General features: G+C 38.6%; 16 protein-coding genes and 3 pseudogenes. 7 read left to right on the forward strand and 12 right to left on the reverse strand.

Annotated features, from left to right (window positions below):
* Positions 1-234: 234 nt before the first annotated feature.
* From AC6ER9_RS03800 to thiD, 3 genes are all read right to left on the reverse strand, one after another.
* A complete protein-coding gene (locus tag AC6ER9_RS03800) occupies positions 235-363 on the reverse strand; it encodes a hypothetical protein (RefSeq protein WP_497075055.1) in 129 nt (42 codons plus the stop codon).
* A 294-nt stretch (positions 364-657) separates the two neighbouring features.
* Positions 658-840 (reverse strand): hypothetical protein, encoded by a 183-nt coding sequence (locus AC6ER9_RS03805; RefSeq protein ID WP_497075056.1) that lies wholly within the window; start codon positions 838-840, stop codon positions 658-660.
* Between the two features lie 462 nt (positions 841-1,302).
* Positions 1,303-2,160, reverse strand: a complete 858-nt coding sequence (gene thiD / locus AC6ER9_RS03810; RefSeq protein ID WP_497075057.1) for a bifunctional hydroxymethylpyrimidine kinase/phosphomethylpyrimidine kinase — start codon at positions 2,158-2,160, stop codon at positions 1,303-1,305.
* 130 nt (positions 2,161-2,290) lie between these two features.
* Between thiD and AC6ER9_RS03815 the strand changes: the two genes are divergently transcribed.
* From AC6ER9_RS03815 to AC6ER9_RS03825, 3 genes are all read left to right on the forward strand, one after another.
* Positions 2,291-3,097: a lysophospholipid acyltransferase family protein gene (locus AC6ER9_RS03815; protein WP_497075058.1), complete on the forward strand. Its 807-nt coding sequence runs from the start codon at positions 2,291-2,293 to the stop codon at positions 3,095-3,097.
* A 616-nt stretch (positions 3,098-3,713) separates the two neighbouring features.
* A complete protein-coding gene (locus AC6ER9_RS03820; protein ID WP_497075059.1) occupies positions 3,714-4,811 on the forward strand; it encodes a D-alanyl-D-alanine carboxypeptidase family protein in 1,098 nt (365 codons plus the stop codon).
* Positions 4,812-5,218: 407 nt separating this feature from the next.
* Entirely contained in the window at positions 5,219-6,283 is a 1,065-nt protein-coding gene (locus tag AC6ER9_RS03825; RefSeq protein ID WP_497075060.1) for a CobW family GTP-binding protein, read from the forward strand.
* A gap of 741 nt (positions 6,284-7,024) precedes the next feature.
* On the opposite strand, the gene AC6ER9_RS03830 is transcribed toward AC6ER9_RS03825, so the two are convergent.
* The 3 genes and pseudogenes from AC6ER9_RS03830 to AC6ER9_RS03840 all read right to left on the reverse strand — a co-directional run bounded on the left by AC6ER9_RS03830 (position 7,025) and on the right by AC6ER9_RS03840 (position 9,785).
* Positions 7,025-7,774, reverse strand: coding sequence for a L,D-transpeptidase family protein (locus AC6ER9_RS03830; protein WP_497075061.1), 750 nt, complete (start codon positions 7,772-7,774; stop codon positions 7,025-7,027).
* Between the two features lie 38 nt (positions 7,775-7,812).
* Complete coding sequence (locus tag AC6ER9_RS03835) at positions 7,813-8,769, reverse strand: acetyl-CoA carboxylase carboxyltransferase subunit alpha (protein WP_497075062.1); 957 nt, start codon at positions 8,767-8,769, stop codon at positions 7,813-7,815.
* 77 nt (positions 8,770-8,846) lie between these two features.
* Positions 8,847-9,785, reverse strand: a pseudogene (locus tag AC6ER9_RS03840) (tyrosine recombinase).
* Between the two features lie 257 nt (positions 9,786-10,042).
* Here AC6ER9_RS03840 and AC6ER9_RS03845 point away from each other — a divergent pair.
* The 4 genes and pseudogenes from AC6ER9_RS03845 to AC6ER9_RS03860 all read left to right on the forward strand — a co-directional run bounded on the left by AC6ER9_RS03845 (position 10,043) and on the right by AC6ER9_RS03860 (position 13,047).
* Positions 10,043-10,676, forward strand: a pseudogene (locus tag AC6ER9_RS03845) (shikimate kinase).
* Positions 10,651-11,784, forward strand: coding sequence for a 3-dehydroquinate synthase (aroB, locus tag AC6ER9_RS03850; RefSeq protein ID WP_497075063.1), 1,134 nt, complete (start codon positions 10,651-10,653; stop codon positions 11,782-11,784). Before AC6ER9_RS03845 ends, aroB begins: the two are co-directional and overlap by 26 nt.
* Positions 11,785-12,187: 403 nt before the next feature.
* Positions 12,188-12,628, forward strand: a complete 441-nt coding sequence (locus AC6ER9_RS03855) for an MliC family protein (RefSeq protein WP_497075064.1) — start codon at positions 12,188-12,190, stop codon at positions 12,626-12,628.
* Positions 12,629-12,645: 17 nt separating this feature from the next.
* Positions 12,646-13,047 carry an MliC family protein gene (locus AC6ER9_RS03860; RefSeq protein WP_497075065.1) on the forward strand — a complete coding sequence of 134 codons (402 nt, stop codon included), beginning with the start codon at positions 12,646-12,648 and terminating at the stop codon, positions 13,045-13,047.
* Between the two features lie 16 nt (positions 13,048-13,063).
* On the opposite strand, the gene mnhG is transcribed toward AC6ER9_RS03860, so the two are convergent.
* The 6 genes and pseudogenes from mnhG to AC6ER9_RS03890 form a co-directional block, all read right to left on the reverse strand.
* Complete coding sequence (gene mnhG / locus AC6ER9_RS03865; protein WP_497075066.1) at positions 13,064-13,474, reverse strand: monovalent cation/H(+) antiporter subunit G; 411 nt, start codon at positions 13,472-13,474, stop codon at positions 13,064-13,066.
* Entirely contained in the window at positions 13,471-13,752 is a 282-nt protein-coding gene (locus tag AC6ER9_RS03870) for a K+/H+ antiporter subunit F (protein ID WP_497075067.1), read from the reverse strand. The genes mnhG and AC6ER9_RS03870 overlap by 4 nt, the downstream gene beginning before the upstream one ends.
* Positions 13,749-14,234, reverse strand: coding sequence for a Na+/H+ antiporter subunit E (locus AC6ER9_RS03875; RefSeq protein WP_497075068.1), 486 nt, complete (start codon positions 14,232-14,234; stop codon positions 13,749-13,751). The genes AC6ER9_RS03870 and AC6ER9_RS03875 overlap by 4 nt, the downstream gene beginning before the upstream one ends.
* Complete coding sequence (locus tag AC6ER9_RS03880) at positions 14,231-15,847, reverse strand: monovalent cation/H+ antiporter subunit D (RefSeq protein WP_497075069.1); 1,617 nt, start codon at positions 15,845-15,847, stop codon at positions 14,231-14,233. The genes AC6ER9_RS03875 and AC6ER9_RS03880 overlap by 4 nt, the downstream gene beginning before the upstream one ends.
* Entirely contained in the window at positions 15,847-16,188 is a 342-nt protein-coding gene (locus AC6ER9_RS03885; RefSeq protein WP_497075070.1) for a Na+/H+ antiporter subunit C, read from the reverse strand. Before AC6ER9_RS03885 ends, AC6ER9_RS03880 begins: the two co-directional genes overlap by 1 nt.
* Positions 16,188-19,108, reverse strand: a pseudogene (locus tag AC6ER9_RS03890) (monovalent cation/H+ antiporter subunit A). Before AC6ER9_RS03890 ends, AC6ER9_RS03885 begins: the two are co-directional and overlap by 1 nt.
* Positions 19,109-19,165: the final 57 nt, after the last annotated feature.

The raw sequence follows: 19,165 nt of genomic DNA on the forward strand, positions 1-19,165 counted from the left end.
ACGCATTTGATCATGAAAATTGGAGCCAAAAACATGAAGAATACACGGTGGCTTAGCCAAAAAAGCCAACAACTCAATCAACGCACAAGAAAATGCATGGGCAGGCGAATGAACCCATAATATACAATATTTCACCCCACCCCATTACTTTACAGCTTCTAAAAATTGCGCCCGCGAAGCCGCACAATAATAATCTAACGGTACGCACAGAGAGTTTTTTGGGAATGCTTCAAGCTAATCCCTATGAAAAAGAAAGCGCGCTGCAATAATCACTTCTTGTGACTTTAGCGACTGATACAAAGAAGCAAGCATCCCCGTGCCACCTACCACTAAATAACGATATTGCGCGTCATTTTTTATCATCTTTCCCAACTTTCTGGTCTAAAAACGTATACATTTCATCAGCAAGCCGCTCACAACGCACCCGTACCTCTTCACTAAGAACTTTCCATGTGTACCCCTCCTCATCCGATACCCAATCCTCTTTAGCTGAAGCGACTTAACACTGTAGGGAATAACCATAAAGCGTACGTACCCACCGGCAATAAATGTTCGCACGATTGTGCACATTTCTTGGCTACATGACCATGAGAGATAAGCCCAACCGGTTTCTTTAAAAAAGCATTATAGGCCAAATGATCAAGAGCATTTTTTTAATCACCCGAATAAAACTCTTGAATAAAGGGGGCTAGAAAGAATAATCCCAGCTGCAATTGTTTTAACAAATTGACGAACGGCAGCACTGGGATGAGCCTCCAAATCATGATGATAATCTGGATTAGCAATCGGCAAAGGCTGTTCACAAACATCAACCCAATGAAGAGATGCATCAATAGGCAATCAGCCAAACAACGTTTTTGTTAATGAAAGTTGACGCACAGACCCCAAAATAATGGCAACAGAACCCTCCCCTCTATTTCTCCGACAAATCTGACGACATATTGAAAAATGATCGCCAACAGAATGACAATAAATGTTAAAGACTAATATCACTGACCAATGATCATGAAAATCTTTTTGCTCTTTTGTTTTTTAGCTATTTTTAAGACGCATTAAACTTCTTGTTTAATTTTTGTAAAAAACATTTCAAAAATGATTTTCTAAGTTTTCAAAGATTTTTCAAAAGATCTTAAAAGACCTCTTACAGCCCTTTTCTCCTTTTTTACTTCCTCATCCCACCTCTTTCCACATAAGTGCCCCCCTCGTGCCAAACAACACTTTTTTATTCGTTATTTATATAAGCATAGAAAATATCACGACAAAACACACAGCAGAATAGAAAATTTTGTCACATCAATTTCTTCATACACTCTTCCATAATGCATAAAAATGGTGAAGGGGACCACGTCCTTTTCCTACTTGCAAAGCATTTGAAGAAGATAACGCTCCATGTAAATAGTCCTTTGCTTGTTTAACCGCACACAATAAAGGCTGTGTAGGCAATAATGCTGCAATTGCAGCAGAAATGGTACAACCGGTACCGTGGTCATGCGTAGTTGTGAGACGAGGCGTCTCAAGCATGACAAGATCTTCACCATCACAATAAAGATCCGGACTAGAACAATTGTCATTCTCCATATCTTTTACAGCAAGAGTGCTTAAATGCCCCCCTTTTAACAGCACTGCCTTACAACAAAGTGCCAACAATTGTGGCGCATATTGATACATAGCCTTTAACGACCATTGCACCTCACATCCCAGTAACAAAGATGCCTCAGGTAAATTTGGTGTGATCAAAGTTGCCATGGGCACAAGAACATCACGCATAATTTCAATAGTATCCGGCTGTAAAAGCACATCGCCACTTTTTGCCACCATAACGGGATCAAAAACAATAAAACGCGCTTTGTGATAGGCAAGACGTTCTGCTATAACTTGTGCAATCTGAGCATTTGCCACCATACCAATTTTAACAGCATCAACATGGATATCCTCAAAAACAGAATCAATTTGATCAGCAACAAAAGAAGCATCTAATGCTTGAAAAGAACGTACACCTTGGGTATTTTGTGCAACAACAGCTGTAACCACACTCATACCATAAGTTTTCATAGCCGAAAAAACTTTCAAATCCGCCTGCATTCCAGCACCACCAGAAGGATCTGTTCCTGCAATAGATAAAATTCGTGGAATAAAAAGTTTATCTTTTTGTAATTCCATTAACCTCTTTCCTTCTTGTTTTTTAATATTGGAAAATGAGTTACTGAAAAAATAGATTCTTGAAAAAACATAAAGAAAATGTTTTCTCATGTGAATTATATTATATATGAATTCTTTTTATAGATATAAAATGGAAAATCTAGTGCTTATCCTTCGTTCTATTCTTTTTACGTTTGCTTTTTATACAACAACTTTCATACAAATGATCCTTTATGCTCCCGTTTATTTTCTCATGCCACGCAAAAAGGCATGGATCGTTCCCAAAACATGGGCACGCGTTACACTCTTTTTACAAAAGTACATCGCAGGTACACGTTATGAAATTGAAGGATTAGAAAATCTCCCCAAAGGAGCTTATATCATTGCTCCCAAACATCAATCTGCATGGGAAACCTTTAGTCTTGTTCCCTATCTTGATGATCCTACGCTCATTTTAAAACGTGAATTGATGTGGATTCCATTGTTTGGCTGGTATATGGCAAAAACACAAATTATCCCCATTAACCGCACAACGCCCATCAAAGCCTTAAAAACAGTTATACAAAAAGCAAAAGAGAAAATAAAACAAGGGCGTCAAATCCTCATTTTTCCGGAAGGAACACGCCGACAGCCCGGTCAAGAACCAGATTATAAGTCCGGAATTGTCGCGCTCTATAATGAATTAGGACTTCAAGTTGTCCCTATTGCGCATAATGCGGGTTTATATTGGCCACGAGGTAATTTCCGACGCTATCCTGGAACAATTCGTGTTCGTATTCTCCCTCCAATAGAAGCTGGTTTAAGCAAACGTGACTTTTTAGATCAACTTATCCAAAAAACTGAAGAAGCCTGTGATGAACTGCTCCTCTTAGCAGCTCAAGATTCTACCCCTCCTCCTATGCCACCATCGGCTGTTCAAAAGCTTCAAAAACTGAAGCATCATGAAACACAACCTTGACTGGTAAACAATATCACTTTGTCTGTTAAATAAAGCATATGAAACAAATCTATTAAGGAAAATCCTTCAAATCTTCTTATTCAAAATTATAAAACACACATACATTATAAAAAAAACAACGAATATATAAAATTCTTTGGAAAAGCTTCTTCCCTTCTCTAAAATCGTTTAAATAATACACATAATATTGATTTATAAAGATAATTTTCGCTATTCGACTTGAAATAGATTTGCAATAAGAAAAGCTTATAACTTTTGGAAATCCTCATTCAATACGAAAATAGCGAATTATCATTATAAATCAATGTATTATTAAATATAATAACCTGCAAAACGTATGATTATATCGGCCTGTTCCTTCCTTGCAAAACATCAATTTCCCCAAGAATATGAAATTTTGTACAATCTTCATCATTTAAAAAGTATTTCTTGAGAGACTTAAACCATCAAACCAAATTCAAGGGGAAAATAAAGATGAGCGTTGGTTTTTTTATCCCTAAAAACATAACGAATTCAGCAGTTAACCATCTATCCTCTCTATCCTGGACTTAAAAGCGTTGTATGTTACATTAAAACAATTCTAAATAATGAATAAGAAGGAACTGAATTTAAACTCATGAAACGTATTTTCTATAATTTATTTTTTTATTTCATTTTGAGTTTGTTCAGCACTGTTACTTTAGCGCAGCCTTTTATTTCTGTTGATGTTACAACGGGGCATATCTTAAAACATAATCAAGCTTTTGAGCGTTGGTATCCAGCTTCCCTAACAAAATTAATGACCGCTTATGTTATTTTTCGTGCCATGAGCCGAGGAGAAATTTCCCCCAACAAACCGATCACCATCAGCCAATACGCAGCAAAAGCTCCTGCGTATCATTCAGGCTATAAAGCTGGTTCTGTTCTCACACTTGATACAGCCTTAAGTATCACCATGGTTAAATCTACCAATGATTTGGCCATTGCTATGAGTGAAGCCGTTGCCGGTTCACAAAAAGCTTTTGTACGCAAAATGAATAGTGAAGCTAAACGTTTAGGCATGTTTGGCACCCATTTTGCAAATGCAAGTGGTTTACCAGATCCTCAAAACTACTCCACAGCACGTGATATTGCTCTTTTAGCCATGCAAATACGTCGAGAGTTTCCACAATATGCTCATTATTTTTCTATTCCAGCGATTGATTTTGGTAATAACCGAAAAATCCAGTATAACTCAAACAATCTCATTGGCCGTTTTTATGGAATAGATGGTATGAAAACAGGCTTCATTTGCGCCTCTGGTTTTAATCTTGTTGCCTCAGCCACCCGCCATAAACGTACAATTATTGCTGTTATTCTAGGCGCTACAAACATAAGCGAAAGAGAAGAAAAAGCAGCACAACTTCTTGAAATAGGATTTTTGCATCAAGGAAGCCCCCTATTAACCCTAGCAACATTAAAACCTTATGGGAATCATATGACACAAGCCAACAATATGAGACAACAAACATGCACCCCTGAAGCCATAAAAATGCATGCCAATTCGTATGATGATCAAGGAAATATTATTCTCACCTCACCTTTTATCACTGCTCCACCCTCTTTTTCTCATCCTTTAGAAGTACACCTCATTCATACACCTCAAATACCTAAAATGATCGTAAAACCACTGAAAAAACCCAACATTCCGTATAAAAAGCGCGCAAAGCGCTTTATAAAAAAACCTAAAATGTAATCTGTGGTTAATTGTAACACCATAATTTATAATGATAACTCACTATTTTACCCCTTATATCAAAACCATAAATATCGTAAGATTGACTCATTACAAATCTATATCTGTTAAATCAATTAAAACCGATCTCTTGCACGTCACAAGATGGATGAGCATATAAACAAAATAATCAAAGCCAAGGAATTAAAACTCCTCCTATAAAACCCTTCAAGTACCAAGAAGTATCATAACATTATCACTGTAAAAGTGTATGCTTATGCCCAGACTTACCTTTATAAATTTAAAAGTAATGATAAAATGGACTTCATAGGAAATTGACCATTATATTCCTTTACAAGCCCAATCATGAATGGGATTGACGTCGTAAGATATGTTTCTTTAAAATAAAACCGCGGTTGATAATTAAAATGAAAATAAAGCGCATTCCTCTCACGCTTATTACTGGTTTTTTAGGCTCTGGCAAAACAACCTTGCTCAACCGTATGCTAAATGACCCTCTCTTAACAGAATGTGCTGTTATCATCAATGAATTTGGTGAAATCAGTATTGACCACCTTCTAGTTGAAAAAACCACAGAAGGAATTATTGAGCTTGCCAATGGTTGCTTATGTTGCAATTTACGCAGTGATCTCATCGAGACATTAATTGATTTAATCAATCGCGTTCAAACAGGACAGATCAAACAACTCAATCACATTATTATTGAAACAACAGGGATGGCTGATCCTGCCCCTATTTTACAAATACTTTTAAGTCACCCATTGTTTATTCAAACATTGTCCATAAATACTGTTCTTGCAACATTTGATACATTAAGCACTCTTTCCATATGTGAGCGCTATCCTGAAATATATAAACAATTAATCTTTGCTGATAAAATTATTCTCACAAAAACAGATCTTACAGCTCCACAAACGCTTTCAGATGGATTCCTTAACACACTCAAAACAATGAATCCTACAGCACAAATCATCGATGCCCATTCTGAAGATTTCTGCTTAAATAATCTATTAATAAATCACACATTATGGGATGAAAAAGGAGAAAATATACACCTTAAACAAAATCTTAAAACAGCGCCACATGATCATTCCCCCCACAAAACCATTCGTACCTTTTCACTAGACTGTGAAGATCTTGTTGATTATGCCACCATTGAGACTTTATTAGAGCTCCTACACAACCGTTATGGTGAAAAATTACTCCGTATTAAAGCTATTATCGCATTGCGCAATGATCCTTATCGCCCACTTGTATTACATGGTGTACAAACATTTTTCCATCCACCTATAAGGCTTTCAACTTGGCCAAAAGGAATAAAACAAACACGTTTTGTCATCATTACCGATGGTATTGAAAAAGAAGCAATACAAAAACTTCTCAATGCTTTTTTTAATAAACCAGCAATAGATACAGCAGACAAAACAGCCCTACTGGAAAACCCTCTAATCATTCTAGGAATAAAATTTTAATTCTCTCCTTCAAGAATATAACGGTAAATCCGTTTCCCCCCTCCTCTTAACGCTTTTAAAGAAGAAAAATAACTCTCACCATAGATTTTGCCAGCTCCCAATGTGTAGCTATCTCTTAGCATTTGAGACGATTCATTAGAGGCATTTTTATGAATTATCTCAAACACCAAAAGCTTTTGTAGCATTAAGCACTAGAGAATATAGGATGATATCGGTTTGCTTTTAATTAAGAGTAAAGGCAGAAAACTCAATGGTTTTACCTTTATATCCTCAACCAGAGCCATCATAAAATGGATATGACATACATTGAGAAGTGTTTCTTTAAAGAAAGTACGTGAAGAAGCTACATATTCTATTTAGAGCACTTTGTTTTAAACGAGAAGCGTAGCTCTATTAAACAAAAGCGTAATGCAATGCATAATTTCCGTTATGAGTATGACAAAATAATATTTTACATCATATAAAAAAATACAAAGAGAGATGCATGTTATGTTAACTAACTCTTCACTAAAAAACCAAGATTTCCACCGATATTGATGTGCAAAAACGCCTCTTTTCTGAGCCAATTCCGCTTGGTCCTCACACTTCATTTAATTAACTGATACAAAGCTCTATTAAAAAACTCCGTACTTTAAAATATAGACGTCTCCCCTAAACACCTCATGTGTAAAATTTTTTCGTGTTCTATATCGCCGCCATCATAAGCGATGTTTTTTACGGTATGGCAGAATAGAATAACACTCATTTCATTAGAGAAACTGAAGTTTTATCAATATCACGATTAAAAATGTAACGTTTTCCATAAACTTCAACGTTTGGGGGTTGATGATTTTCTTCAAAAAAATCATAACCCTCCTTAAGCATAACCCAGAATTGGTAATGAGGATCATTGCGATGACGTGACATATTATCCTCGGTCATGCGGAAAGGAAAAGCCTGTAGCTGAAATGCTCTTTGTCCTCCTTTAAAAGCATCCCGTGCAAACGCATAAATCTGAGCCATATTCCTATCACTCATAGAATAACAACCGGCAGAAAAGCAAGAACCATGCACCATAAGATTGCTTCCTGTACGACCATTTTCCTGATCATAAAGGTTAGGAAATCCTATATTAAAAGAAAGATAATATTTTGAATAAGGATTCATTTGATTTGCAGTAATTGTATAAAAACCTTCCGGTGTCTGAAGATCCCCTTCTTTATATTTAGGTCCAAGCTTACCGGACCATTTACAAATACCATAGCGAGCAACCAAGATAAAAGGCCCTGAACGAGACTGCTTCCAAACTTCAGCAACATTTTCTTCCTTAAAAAATCGCATCACAATGGGTGCATAGAGATCAATATCGTATAAAGCCATTCTATTCTGGATTTCTTTCGGAAGAGGCTGCTCAGCTTTAGCACGAATAGAAGCTGGCAATCTTCCTTCACAGGCCGTCAATACTCCCATCACACACAACACACACACAGCGATGAATCTGTTAAGTGTCATTAAAAAACTCCAATCCAACACCCCTCACACAAGATGATTTATGCTAATGAACGACCAATTTGAAGGTATTTTTCCCTTCGTTCTTGTTTAAGAACTTCCCCATCTTTTCCTGCCATCGCTTTTAAAGCTTCTGAAATAGTCTCACCCGTTGAATCAATGACAATTTCTTTATCACGATGGGCTCCTCCTAAAGGCTCCGAAATAATGCCATCAATAATCTTTAATCGATACAAATCTTGGGCAGTAATACGCATATTCATTGCAGCATCTTTTGCACGGGTTGGATCACGCCATAAAATAGAAGCTGCTCCTTCTGGAGAAATAACAGAATAAATCGCATGTTCCAGCATATAAACTTTATTGGCTGCCGCAATTGCTATCGCCCCCCCAGAACCACCTTCTCCAATAACAACAGACACAACTGGAACTTTTAGACGCAAAGTTGCTGCCGTTGATTGAGCAATGGCTTCTGCTTGCCCGCGTTCTTCAGCACTTACCCCAGGATAAGCGCCTGCCGTATCGACAAAAGTAAGGAGTGGTAAACCAAAGCGATCCGCCATTTCCATAATACGGACAGCTTTACGATATCCTTCTGGCCGTGCAGAACCAAAATTATAGCGCAAACGTGTTTGCGTATCGTGACCTTTCTCTTGACCGATGTAAGCGACTGCTTCTCCCTTAAAGCGTGCAAAACCGGCTTGAATAGCCTCATCTTCAGCAAATTTTCGATCTCCTGCCAAAGCTGTAACATCACTCAATAAGCGTTTGGCATAGTCCATAAAATGGGGACGATCAGGATGGCGAGCAACTTGTGTTTTTTGCCACGGCGACAATTTTTTATAAATATCGCGCAATGCCGTTTGGGAACGTTTTTCAAGACGCGCAATCTCGTCACTCATATCAAGACTGCCTTTTTCCTGAGAAATTTTTTTCAATTCAAGAATTTTTCCATCAAGATCAGCAACTGGTTTTTCAAAATCAAGATAATTATACATTTGTATCAACTCACTCAGTGTCACTTATACACTTATAATTTGCTTTATAAAGTCTTTTTCAAAACATCACCTTTTCTTTAACGAGCCTTTTGCGCATCGGCAAGAGGATGATGCTCATTAACGAGACGATAAAGTCTCTCTTCCAACACATGGGTATAAATCTAAGTCGTAGAAATATCAGAATGACCTAACAAATGTTGAACGGCACGCAAATCTGCACCATTTTGCAAAAGATGGCTAGCAAAAGCATGGCGCAATACATGGGGAGAAAAGCTTTCACTTTTTATTCCAGCTCTTTTAGCAAGATTTTTCAGTTCCCGTGCAACAACTTGACGCGCAATATACCCTGTTTCTGAATGCGCCGGAAAAAGATAAAGACTTTTCGCATCTTTCCCTTTATCACGCAAATCCAACCATTGCAAAAGAACATGATAGGCTTTTTTTGATAAAAGCACCATTCGTTCTTTTTTTCCCTTACCGCAAACCACAATACTGTATGTTTTCCCCCGAACAGCCTGCACGGGCAAACTCACCAACTCACTAATGCGTAATCCCGTTGCATAAAGCATTTCACTCAACAGCTGAAGACGCAATGCACGCAGATAATCCTTAGATCCATAATCTGCTTGATTAACCTCTACTTCCGCCAAATCAAGAAATTTTGTCACTACATCTTCACTGATAATTTTAGGCAAAGGGCGCCCTTGTCGAGGGGCATCAATATCATGAGAAGGGTCATTTTCTCTTAATCCTTCTGCATAAAGAAACTGATAAAATTGACGCAACGTCGATAAACGGCGTGCTTGTGAAGTTTCAGCAAAACCCAATGTATGCATGAGCGACAAAAGACCAATCAAATCTTCCTTTTGTGCTGAAAGGAGGGAAACAGAATGCGAAGACAATTCGTCTTGCGTCCACTGTAAATCATGCTGATAAGCCACAAGTGTATGGGCAGAAGCGCCTCGCTCAGCACTCATCATTTCAAGAAAACGCTCTATCACAAGGTTACTGTTCATCGATTCATTCCCAAGGAATGATTCTGTGAATCCAAAGGGACATCAACAGATATATCCACAGTTACAGGTTCAACAAAAACCACAAGAACGATCATTATACCAAAGGAAAGAGTAAGAAAAATGAAAAGAATCATTAAAAGTCTGGTTAATGTTGGCATAAAATAATAAACTTTTTCCAAAATATTCTATCGCTTAAATCCTACATTATAAAGATTAACAGGAATTGACTCTAAATTAGATAAATGCCGAAATAAGCCATGAAAAGTAATCGACCCCAACATCCCCCCTTATCAAAGATAAAGAGACAACTCTTATCATCTCTCAATAACCAAGTTATTGTGTTTGTTGGTCTTATGGGAGCAGGAAAATCAGTCATTGGAAAACGTGTTGCCACCATGCTTGATTTACCCTTTTATGATTCTGATCAAGAAATCGAAAAAGCAGCACAAATGTCTATCATAGAAATCTTTAAAATCTATGGTGAAGCGGAATTTCGTACTCTTGAACAACGTGTTATTCTCAACCTCATAAAACAACGCCCTCTTGTCTTAGCAACAGGTGGTGGTGCTTACATAAATCAAGATACACAAAAAGCTCTTCATAAAAATGGAATATCTATCTGGCTTAAAGCAGATCTCGATGTCCTTATGCAACGCGTTTCCAAGCGTCCAACACGACCGCTTCTTCAAACAGCAAATCCTAAAGAAACGATGCAAAAACTCATGGAACAGCGTTATCCTCTCTATGCAACAGCAAACATAACAATTAACAGTCATAAAGAAAGTCCTCACAGCGTAGCAAAAAATGTCATACGATCTCTACAGCACTACCTCCATACAAAAAAATAAAGATAGAAAGAACAAGCATGCAAACCAAAACCGTCAGCATTAAATTAGACAAACACTGTTACGATATCATCATTGGCCCAGATCTTATTGCGCAAGCTGCTTTAAAGATTAAGATTTCTCTTCAGAAAAAAGATTTTCATCAAACGCGTTTGGCAATTGTCACCGATACTAATGTTGCATCTCTTCATTTGGATCCATTACAAGCAGAGTTCACAAAAAATAAAATCCATACTGTTCCTATTATTGTAGAAGCGGGAGAACAATCAAAATCATTTTCAACCTTGCAAACTATCATCGATCAAATTCTTGCAGCTCGTTTAGAAAGAGGTGACTGTGTTATTGCTTTTGGTGGCGGTGTCATTGGCGATCTAGCAGGATTTGCGGCCAGTATGATCCGCCGTGGTATGAACTTCATTCAAATGCCCACAACACTTCTTGCACAAATTGATTCCTCTATTGGTGGAAAAACGGGTATCAACAGCCGATATGGCAAAAATCTTATCGGTGCTTTTTATCAACCGCAATGCGTTATTACTGATACATCTGTTCTTGATACCTTGCCACCACGTGAATTTCGCGCAGGTTATGCAGAAATGGTTAAATATGGACTCATTAACCAACCTGATTTCTTTGCATGGCTTGAAAAAAATGGACAAGAAATTTTCTCCAATGGTCCTACGCGAATAGAAGCCATTGTTCGCTCATGCCAATTTAAAGCTGCCATTGTAGCACGTGATGAATACGAAAAAGGAGAACGCGCACTCTTAAACCTTGGACATACCTTTGGACACATGCTGGAGACAGCAACCGCTTATGATTCAAAGCGTTTAATTCACGGTGAAGCTGTAGCAATTGGAATGGTTCTCGCGCATCAATTTTCTGCGCAACTGAATCTAAGCGACCCCACGCTCTCACATCGCATCGAAGCACACCTTGAATCTGTAGGTCTTCCTACAAGGTTAAAGGATATCCCAGGAGAATTACCAGATGCTGAAGCTTTAATGACTCTCATTGCTCAAGATAAAAAAGTTTCACAAAATAACTTAACTTTCATTTTGACACGCGAACTTGGCCAATCATTTATTGCAAAAAATGTTCCACCAGATGCAGTTTTATCCTTTTTGGAACAAAAATTAACAGAAATTCGTTAATTCATATTGAATATAATTGATTCGTTTTTATACTTCTATTAAAGGAATAGTTATGATGATGTCTGCGTAGCTCAGTAGGATAGAGCACAGGATTCCTAAAGAAATTGGGCACTTTGAGGAGAAATCCTCAAAGTGGATCTGCTCAAATTCGGGGAAAGCTTCATGGGCAACTATATGCCAATCCCGAGCCAAGCCTCTCTTCACATGAGAGGAAGGTGTAGAGACTGAACGGGCAGCACCTAAAAAGCGCAAGCTTCAAGGTGAAGAGACAGTCCAGACCACAAACAGCCAATAAGGCTGGCGGTGAAAATCGAAGTGGTATGAATCCTGGGGTCGCAGGTTCGAATCCTGCCGTAGACACCATCTTATTTAAGACAAATTAGTTTTCATATAGGGAAGCATTATGAAAAAAACTCTACAAATCTTAGGATTTTTTTCCTCTTTATTATTTTTCAATGTCAGCAATACCTTAGCTGCTTCTTTAGTCATTGAAATGCCAAGTGACCCAGAAACACAAACCATAACCTATCAATGTGACATGGGTGCAAATACAGAACGCGTCGAAGCAACTTATTACAATGTTGATAATATTGCGCTGGTTGATTTTAAATGGAAAGGCGAGCGCGTCATCGCTTCTAAGGTTTATTTTAAATGGAAAAGCGACGATGTCATCACTACGAGTGCCTTTGCTGCTAAGGTCATCTCTGCCTCGGCAGAAAAATATGAAGGAGGTCGGTATGACTGGTGGAAGACGAACAATGAAGTCATACTTTATGTTCATCTTCACGACCCAGAAGGAAAAAATCTCATCCACTGTAAAGATGAAACACTGTTATTATTTTAAATAACTGAGGAAATATCATGAAAAAAATTGCTTTTATTATAGGATTGTGCGCTGCTTTAGGCCTACCGCTATTCGGTTCACTCAACGCCTTTGCAGGCTCTTTAGTTATCGAAGTCCCAGATGATCCAGAACCAACAACAACCGTTGCTGTCTATCAATGCGAGACAGGAACAAGTAAAGAGCGTGTTGAAGTAACCTATCTCAATGCGGATACCATTTCACTTGTTGATTTCAAATGGAAAGGAAATCGCATCATTGCTTCCCATGTTATTTCTGCTTCTGGAGCAAAATATGTAGCAGGACCTTACATATGGTGGACAAAAGGAAACGAAGCCACACTTTTTGATCTCGTGAATGATCCAGAAGAAAAAAATCTTATTCAATGTGTAGAAGAACAAAAAATAGAACAAACAGAATAGAGAAGCTTATGGCCCCTTAAAAATCGCTCTGGCTCGTATCACTCGGCATTTCTTGTGAGGAAGGTGTTTGTTTTTTCATCTGACGTGATAAAAGGGCCAGCGGTTTTTCTGATTTATTTTCTGAATAATGTCGATAAGCTGCCGCTTGTGATACCAGCATTGAAGCGACTGGTATTGTTACAAGTAAAAAAATCATCAACAAAAATTCATGAAAAACAAAATGATGATCTACAAAAGTTGAATAAAGAAACGACGCAATAAGAATACTGCCAGCACCCCAACTTGTCCCCAACGAAATCATATGTAAACGCTTATAAAAACTGGAAAGACGCACCAGCCCTATCATTCCAATCAGTGTGAGACCAGATCCTAAGATCAAAAAAAACGTAACAGCAATAGCAACAACAAGCGATACATCATCCTTCATTCAATAATCTCCCCCCGCATGAGAAACTTTGCCAACGCAATACTTGATACAGGACCCAATAAACCAACGATGAGCGCTGCCACAAAATAAATGGTTGTCCCTGAGCGAATATCAAAGGTCAGAAACAAAAAAATAGTGATAATATAAAGAGCATCCAACCCCACAATTCTATCCTGTGCCCTTGGGCCACGAACGATCCGAAATAGTGCGAGAATCATCGCTAAACTTAAAAAAAACTGCGAGAGATAAAGCCCCCAATAAAGGATAACCATACTCATGAGAAAATCTCCAAAAGTAATTGCTCATAGCGTTGTTTGATCAATTTTTGATAATCATACCCATTTTTAAAATTTAAGACGTGAAGCAAAAGTTCACTATTCTTTCTATTATAGGCAATCCAAACAGTCCCTGGAGTTGCTGAAAGAATACATGCTAAAACAGCTAAAGCAGTACGACTTTCAAGCGAAATAGGCACCACAATAAAACCAGACTGCTGTTTTCTAGATCTTTTGGTTAAAACGAAGCAAGCTACAGCAATATTTGAAACGATAGAATCAATAAACACACGAAAAGACAGCTGGAAAACAGCACGCCAACTTTTAATGGTTATTTTTTCCGGCTCAAGAAGCCGCATCATCCAGCCCCCAAACAAAGCAATGATAACGCCTAAAAGCAATTGACCGAAACTAAAGCCATTTAAGATCAGCCACATAAAAATAATTGCCACACTAGAAAAAGGGAAAAAATAATTCTGTTTCACTGATGAATCCCCCTATTTTCAAGGGAAAAATCATCTAAAACGCTGCCAATATAATTTTGAGGTTCATACAAAGTTTTGGCTGTTTCAAGCATATAACGACTAACAGGACCAGCGACAATTGTAATAAGAAAACACAAAGCAAGCAAAACAGCAACAGGGGCAAATTCAATCACCTGCACCCGTGGAATCCTCTCTTCGAGAGAAACCCAAAAAGTTCGAATACCCGTTCGTGTCATCGCAATCAAAGCAGCAAAACCAGATAGCGTAACAAAAATCATAAAAAGCCAATCGTGATAAACGGGTAGAGAAGTATTTTCTTTACTATGATTTAAAAGTGCCACAAACATCATAAATTTAGCAACAAAACCAGAAAAAGGAGGAAGACCAATAATCAAAAGTGCACAAAGACCAAAACAAGCTCCAAGAATTGCCACAGTTACCGGTAAATAAGTCCCTACTTCATCTTCTTCATCCTCTTCATCATCCCCATAGACTTCCATTGTCACCGTCAAAACATTAGCAGCAACATCTTGACAACGTTCAACCAACTCCACCAAAAGAAAAAAAGCCCCTAGCGCCAAAGTTGAGGAAACAATATAAAAGAGTGCCCCTGCGATCAGGGCTGTATTGCCGATCCCGATTACTGTTAATAATGTCCCAGAAGAAACCAAAACACTATAAGCTGCCAAACGCCCCAAGACTTGACTTGCCAACACCCCAATAAAACCAAAAGCCATAGTGGCAAGCCCACCGTAAAACAAAACCATTTGGCCAAAATGACTAAAATATCCACTTTCTGGTCCAAACCATAACAATGTTAAACGTAAAATAATATAAATACCGACTTTGCTTAAAAGTGCGAAAGAAGCTCCAACAGGCGCTACCGCTGCACTATAAGTTGGCATCAACCAAAAATTCAATGGCCACATCCCTGCTTTAATTAAGAAAGCAATTCCCAAAAGTGCAGCCCCTATTTCGAACAAAGTTATATCGCTAGAGGCTATATATTGTATTTTTATAGCCAAATCAGCCATATTGAGCGTGCCCACGATTCCATAAATGAGCGCCGCACCAACGAGAAAAAACGATGAGGCAACCAGATTAACCACGACATAATGCAACCCAGCGCGCACACGTAGTGGACCAGAACCATGTAAAGCAAGACCATAAGAAGCCGTTAACATCACTTCAAAAAATACAAATAAATTAAATAAATCACCTGTTAAAAAAGTGCCATTTATTCCAACCATGAAAAATTGCATCAATGACTGAAAATGTGAACCCGCTTTATACCAATTTGCCCGTGCAAAAACCAACACCGCGCAGATCAACAAACTAGCAAGCAAAAGCATCATAGCACTTAAGCGATCAAGCACCAAAACAATACCAAAAGGAGAAGGCCAATTACCAAGCCGATAAACATCCACAGCGGGTGCAACTTCAAGAACACGTTTTACTAATAAAACAGCAATAACAACGAGCAATGCGGCAGAAAAAATACTTATAAGTGATTTCAGTTTTGAATGTCGCTCATCATAGAAAAGAAGAAGAGCTCCAGTACTTAACGGCAAAAGAATCGGCAAAATAATAAGATGATGCACATAAGCTTCCATCACTTTACCTCACGTCCATCAACGTGATCTGAACCTGTCAAACCACGTGAAACCAACAAGATAACTAAAAATAAAGCTGTCGTTGCAAAACCGATCACAATCGCAGTTAAAACCAAAGCTTGTGGAAGAGGATCAACATAATTTGTTGGATTAATCACTTTAGCAGGATCAACAATTGGCGCTGCATTACTCCTTGGTCTACTCATTGCAAATATGAAAAGATTGACACCATAGGATATCAAAGACAAACCTAAAATGACTTGAAAAGTTCTAGGGCGCAAAATGAGCCAAATTCCAGATCCAACAAGCACACCAATAGCCAAAGAAAGAATAATTTCCATTAATTTTCCTTCTCTTTTACAGCTGGTTTTTTACCGATTCGATAACTACGAATGGATTGATGTGCCAGTGCAATTAAAATAAGAACTGTTGCTCCCAACACAAGAGAAAACACACCAAAATCAAATAAAAAAGCAGATGCTATAGGAACCTTTCCAATCAACGGCACATGAACATACTGGAAAAATGATGTTAAAAAAGGATACCCAACAAATAAAGCCCCTATTCCAGTTACCAGCGATAGCAATAAGCCAAAGCCCATCCAGCGTAAAGGTAAAACTCTTAAATGATTTTCCACCCAACGAATATCCCGTGCAAGATACTGCAAAATAAAGCCTATTGCTAAAGTTACCCCACCGACAAATCCCCCTCCTGGAAGATCATGTCCTCGCACAAATAAATAAAAAGAAAAGGCAATAATAACCGAAAAGAGCCACCCCATAATAACAGAAGGAATAGCAAGATAGTTTAAGACCGTATCCCCCACATTTCGCTCCGGCTGTGCCTTATCAAAAGCTTCCTGAACACGTTGTTGAAATGGTGGCTCAATACTTTCAGGAGCAGGACGGAATCGACGTAAAAGAGCAAAAACAGTCAAAGAAACAACTCCCAAAACCACAACTTCTCCCATCGTATCAAAACCACGAAAATCAACCAACAATACATTCACAACATTGCGGCCACCAGCACCAGAATAGGCATTTTGCAGAAAAAAATTAGAAACCGTTGTCCCTTGAGAACGTGTCATCATCGCAAAAGAAAGCCATGCAACACCAACCCCTCCCATAGTCGCTATAATAAAATCACGGGTACGATGTAAACGCACCCCAAAATGAATAGGCGCTGGAGCAGGATGATAAACACGCTTAGGCAACCAACGCAAACCAAGCAATAATAAGACAGCCGTCACCACTTCAACAACCAATTGCGTTATGGCCAAATCAGGTGCAGAAAGCCATAAAAATGTTGCACACGTCATCAATCCTGCTCCACTCAATAGCATGAGAGATGCAAGACGATGAAATTTTGCTTGCCAAGCGACTAAAAGCGCGCACAATCCACCAACCAGCCAAAGCGCGAGAAAAGGAATATCAAGAGGAAAAAGCGGTAACCCTCCTGCAGAAATGAAACCATCAAACCAAAGTAAAAGACCAACAAAAATAAAACACACAGCAAAAATCCAGTGTAACTGAATTTGCAAACGGCGTGTTGACAAAACAGCTTCCACCGCACGTGCCCATTTCCAAGAAATAATCACAAGAATACGTTCAAAAATACGCGGTCCTTTCAAATGGCGAAAAAAGGGAGCCCCATCATCACAAGATAAAAAATAACGCCGCCCGACAACATAGAGTAAGCCACCCCCTAATAAAGCCACCAAACTCATCATTAATGGTGTATTAATCCCATGCCAAACAGCCAAGCTGTAGGAGATTGTCATCGGTCCTAAAACAGACACAACAGCATTATCTAAAATAGGCCCGATTGTTAAATTAGGAAAAATACCAACGGCCAAACAAATAAACACCAAAAATTCCATGGGTAAACGCATAAAACGCGGTGGTTCATGGGGGATTTTAGGTAACGCATGAGGTTTTGGTCCCCAAAATACACCATGAATAAAACGTATGGAATAGGTTACACTAAACAAGCTAGCAAGCGTTGCGACATAAGGAGCAATCCAGTCAAGCCATGATTCCATATGCGTTTCAACTGCCTCAGCAAAAAACATTTCTTTTGATAAAAAACCATTGAGTAAAGGAACACCAGCCATCGCCGCGCTTGCGACTAAAGCAAGAGTTGCTGTAATCGGCATAGAGCGATAAAGGCCTGTTAGCTTCCGCATATCACGCGTTCCCGTTTCATGGTCAATAATGCCAGCAGCCATAAACAAAGATGCTTTAAAAGTAGCATGATTGGCCATATGAAAAATTGCTGCAACACATGCAAGGGGACTTCCAAGGCTCAAAAGCGTGGTAATCAATCCAAGATGACTGATTGTTGAATAAGCCAGTAATCCCTTTAAATCTTGCTGAAACATAGAAAAATAAGCGCCAAGAAGAAGTGTTGAGAGACCTGAAAAACCAACCAACCAAAACCAAGACTCTGTCCCAGAGAGCACGGGCCATAAACGCACCAGCAAAAATAATCCAGCTTTTACCATCGTTGCCGAATGTAGATAAGCCGATACAGGCGTTGGAGCTGCCATCGCATTAGGCAACCAAAAATGAAAAGGAAACTGTGCACTTTTTGTTAATCCACCCAATAAAATACAAATAAGGGCAGGGATATAAAGCGAACTTGATCGGATCATATCTCCAGACTGTAAAATTTTATCCAGATCAAAACTACCAACGATATATCCAATCAATAAAACCCCAATAAAAAGGGCAAAGCCACCAAAACCCGTAATCGTTAAAGCCATGCGCGCTCCTTCACGCGCACTCGCATTATGATACCAATAACCAATCAACAAAAAAGAAAAAATACTGGTAAGTTCCCAGAAAACAACCAAAAAAACGAGATTACCGGATAAAACAATCCCTGTCATTGATCCCATAAAGGCTAGAAAAAAAGAAAAAAATCGTGGTACAGAATCTGCCGGATCCATATAATAACGAGCATAAACAACGACAAGCAGCCCAATTCCAGTAATGAGTAAGCAAAAAAGCCACGACAGACCATCCATCCGGAGGATAAAATCCCCCCCCATTCTGGAAGCCAAGAAATATTTAAACGGATAATGTGATTACCACGAATCGCCGGATAAAGCATGATTGTAAAAAGAAGACTAAAGAGAGCAACGCCCCCAGCAAACCACGCTTCATTATTTTTTGCTGTCGAACGAAAAAAGCCAATAACAGCACTTCCACAAAAGGGAAGCAAAATGAGCAACATCAACATTGCTTCCCGTGTTGTCATTCTTTCAGCTCCATCCTGCCCTTAATATTTTGTCATTGACAAAACAAAAAATATATT

Source organism: Bartonella sp. SL317 (assembly GCF_059687655.1).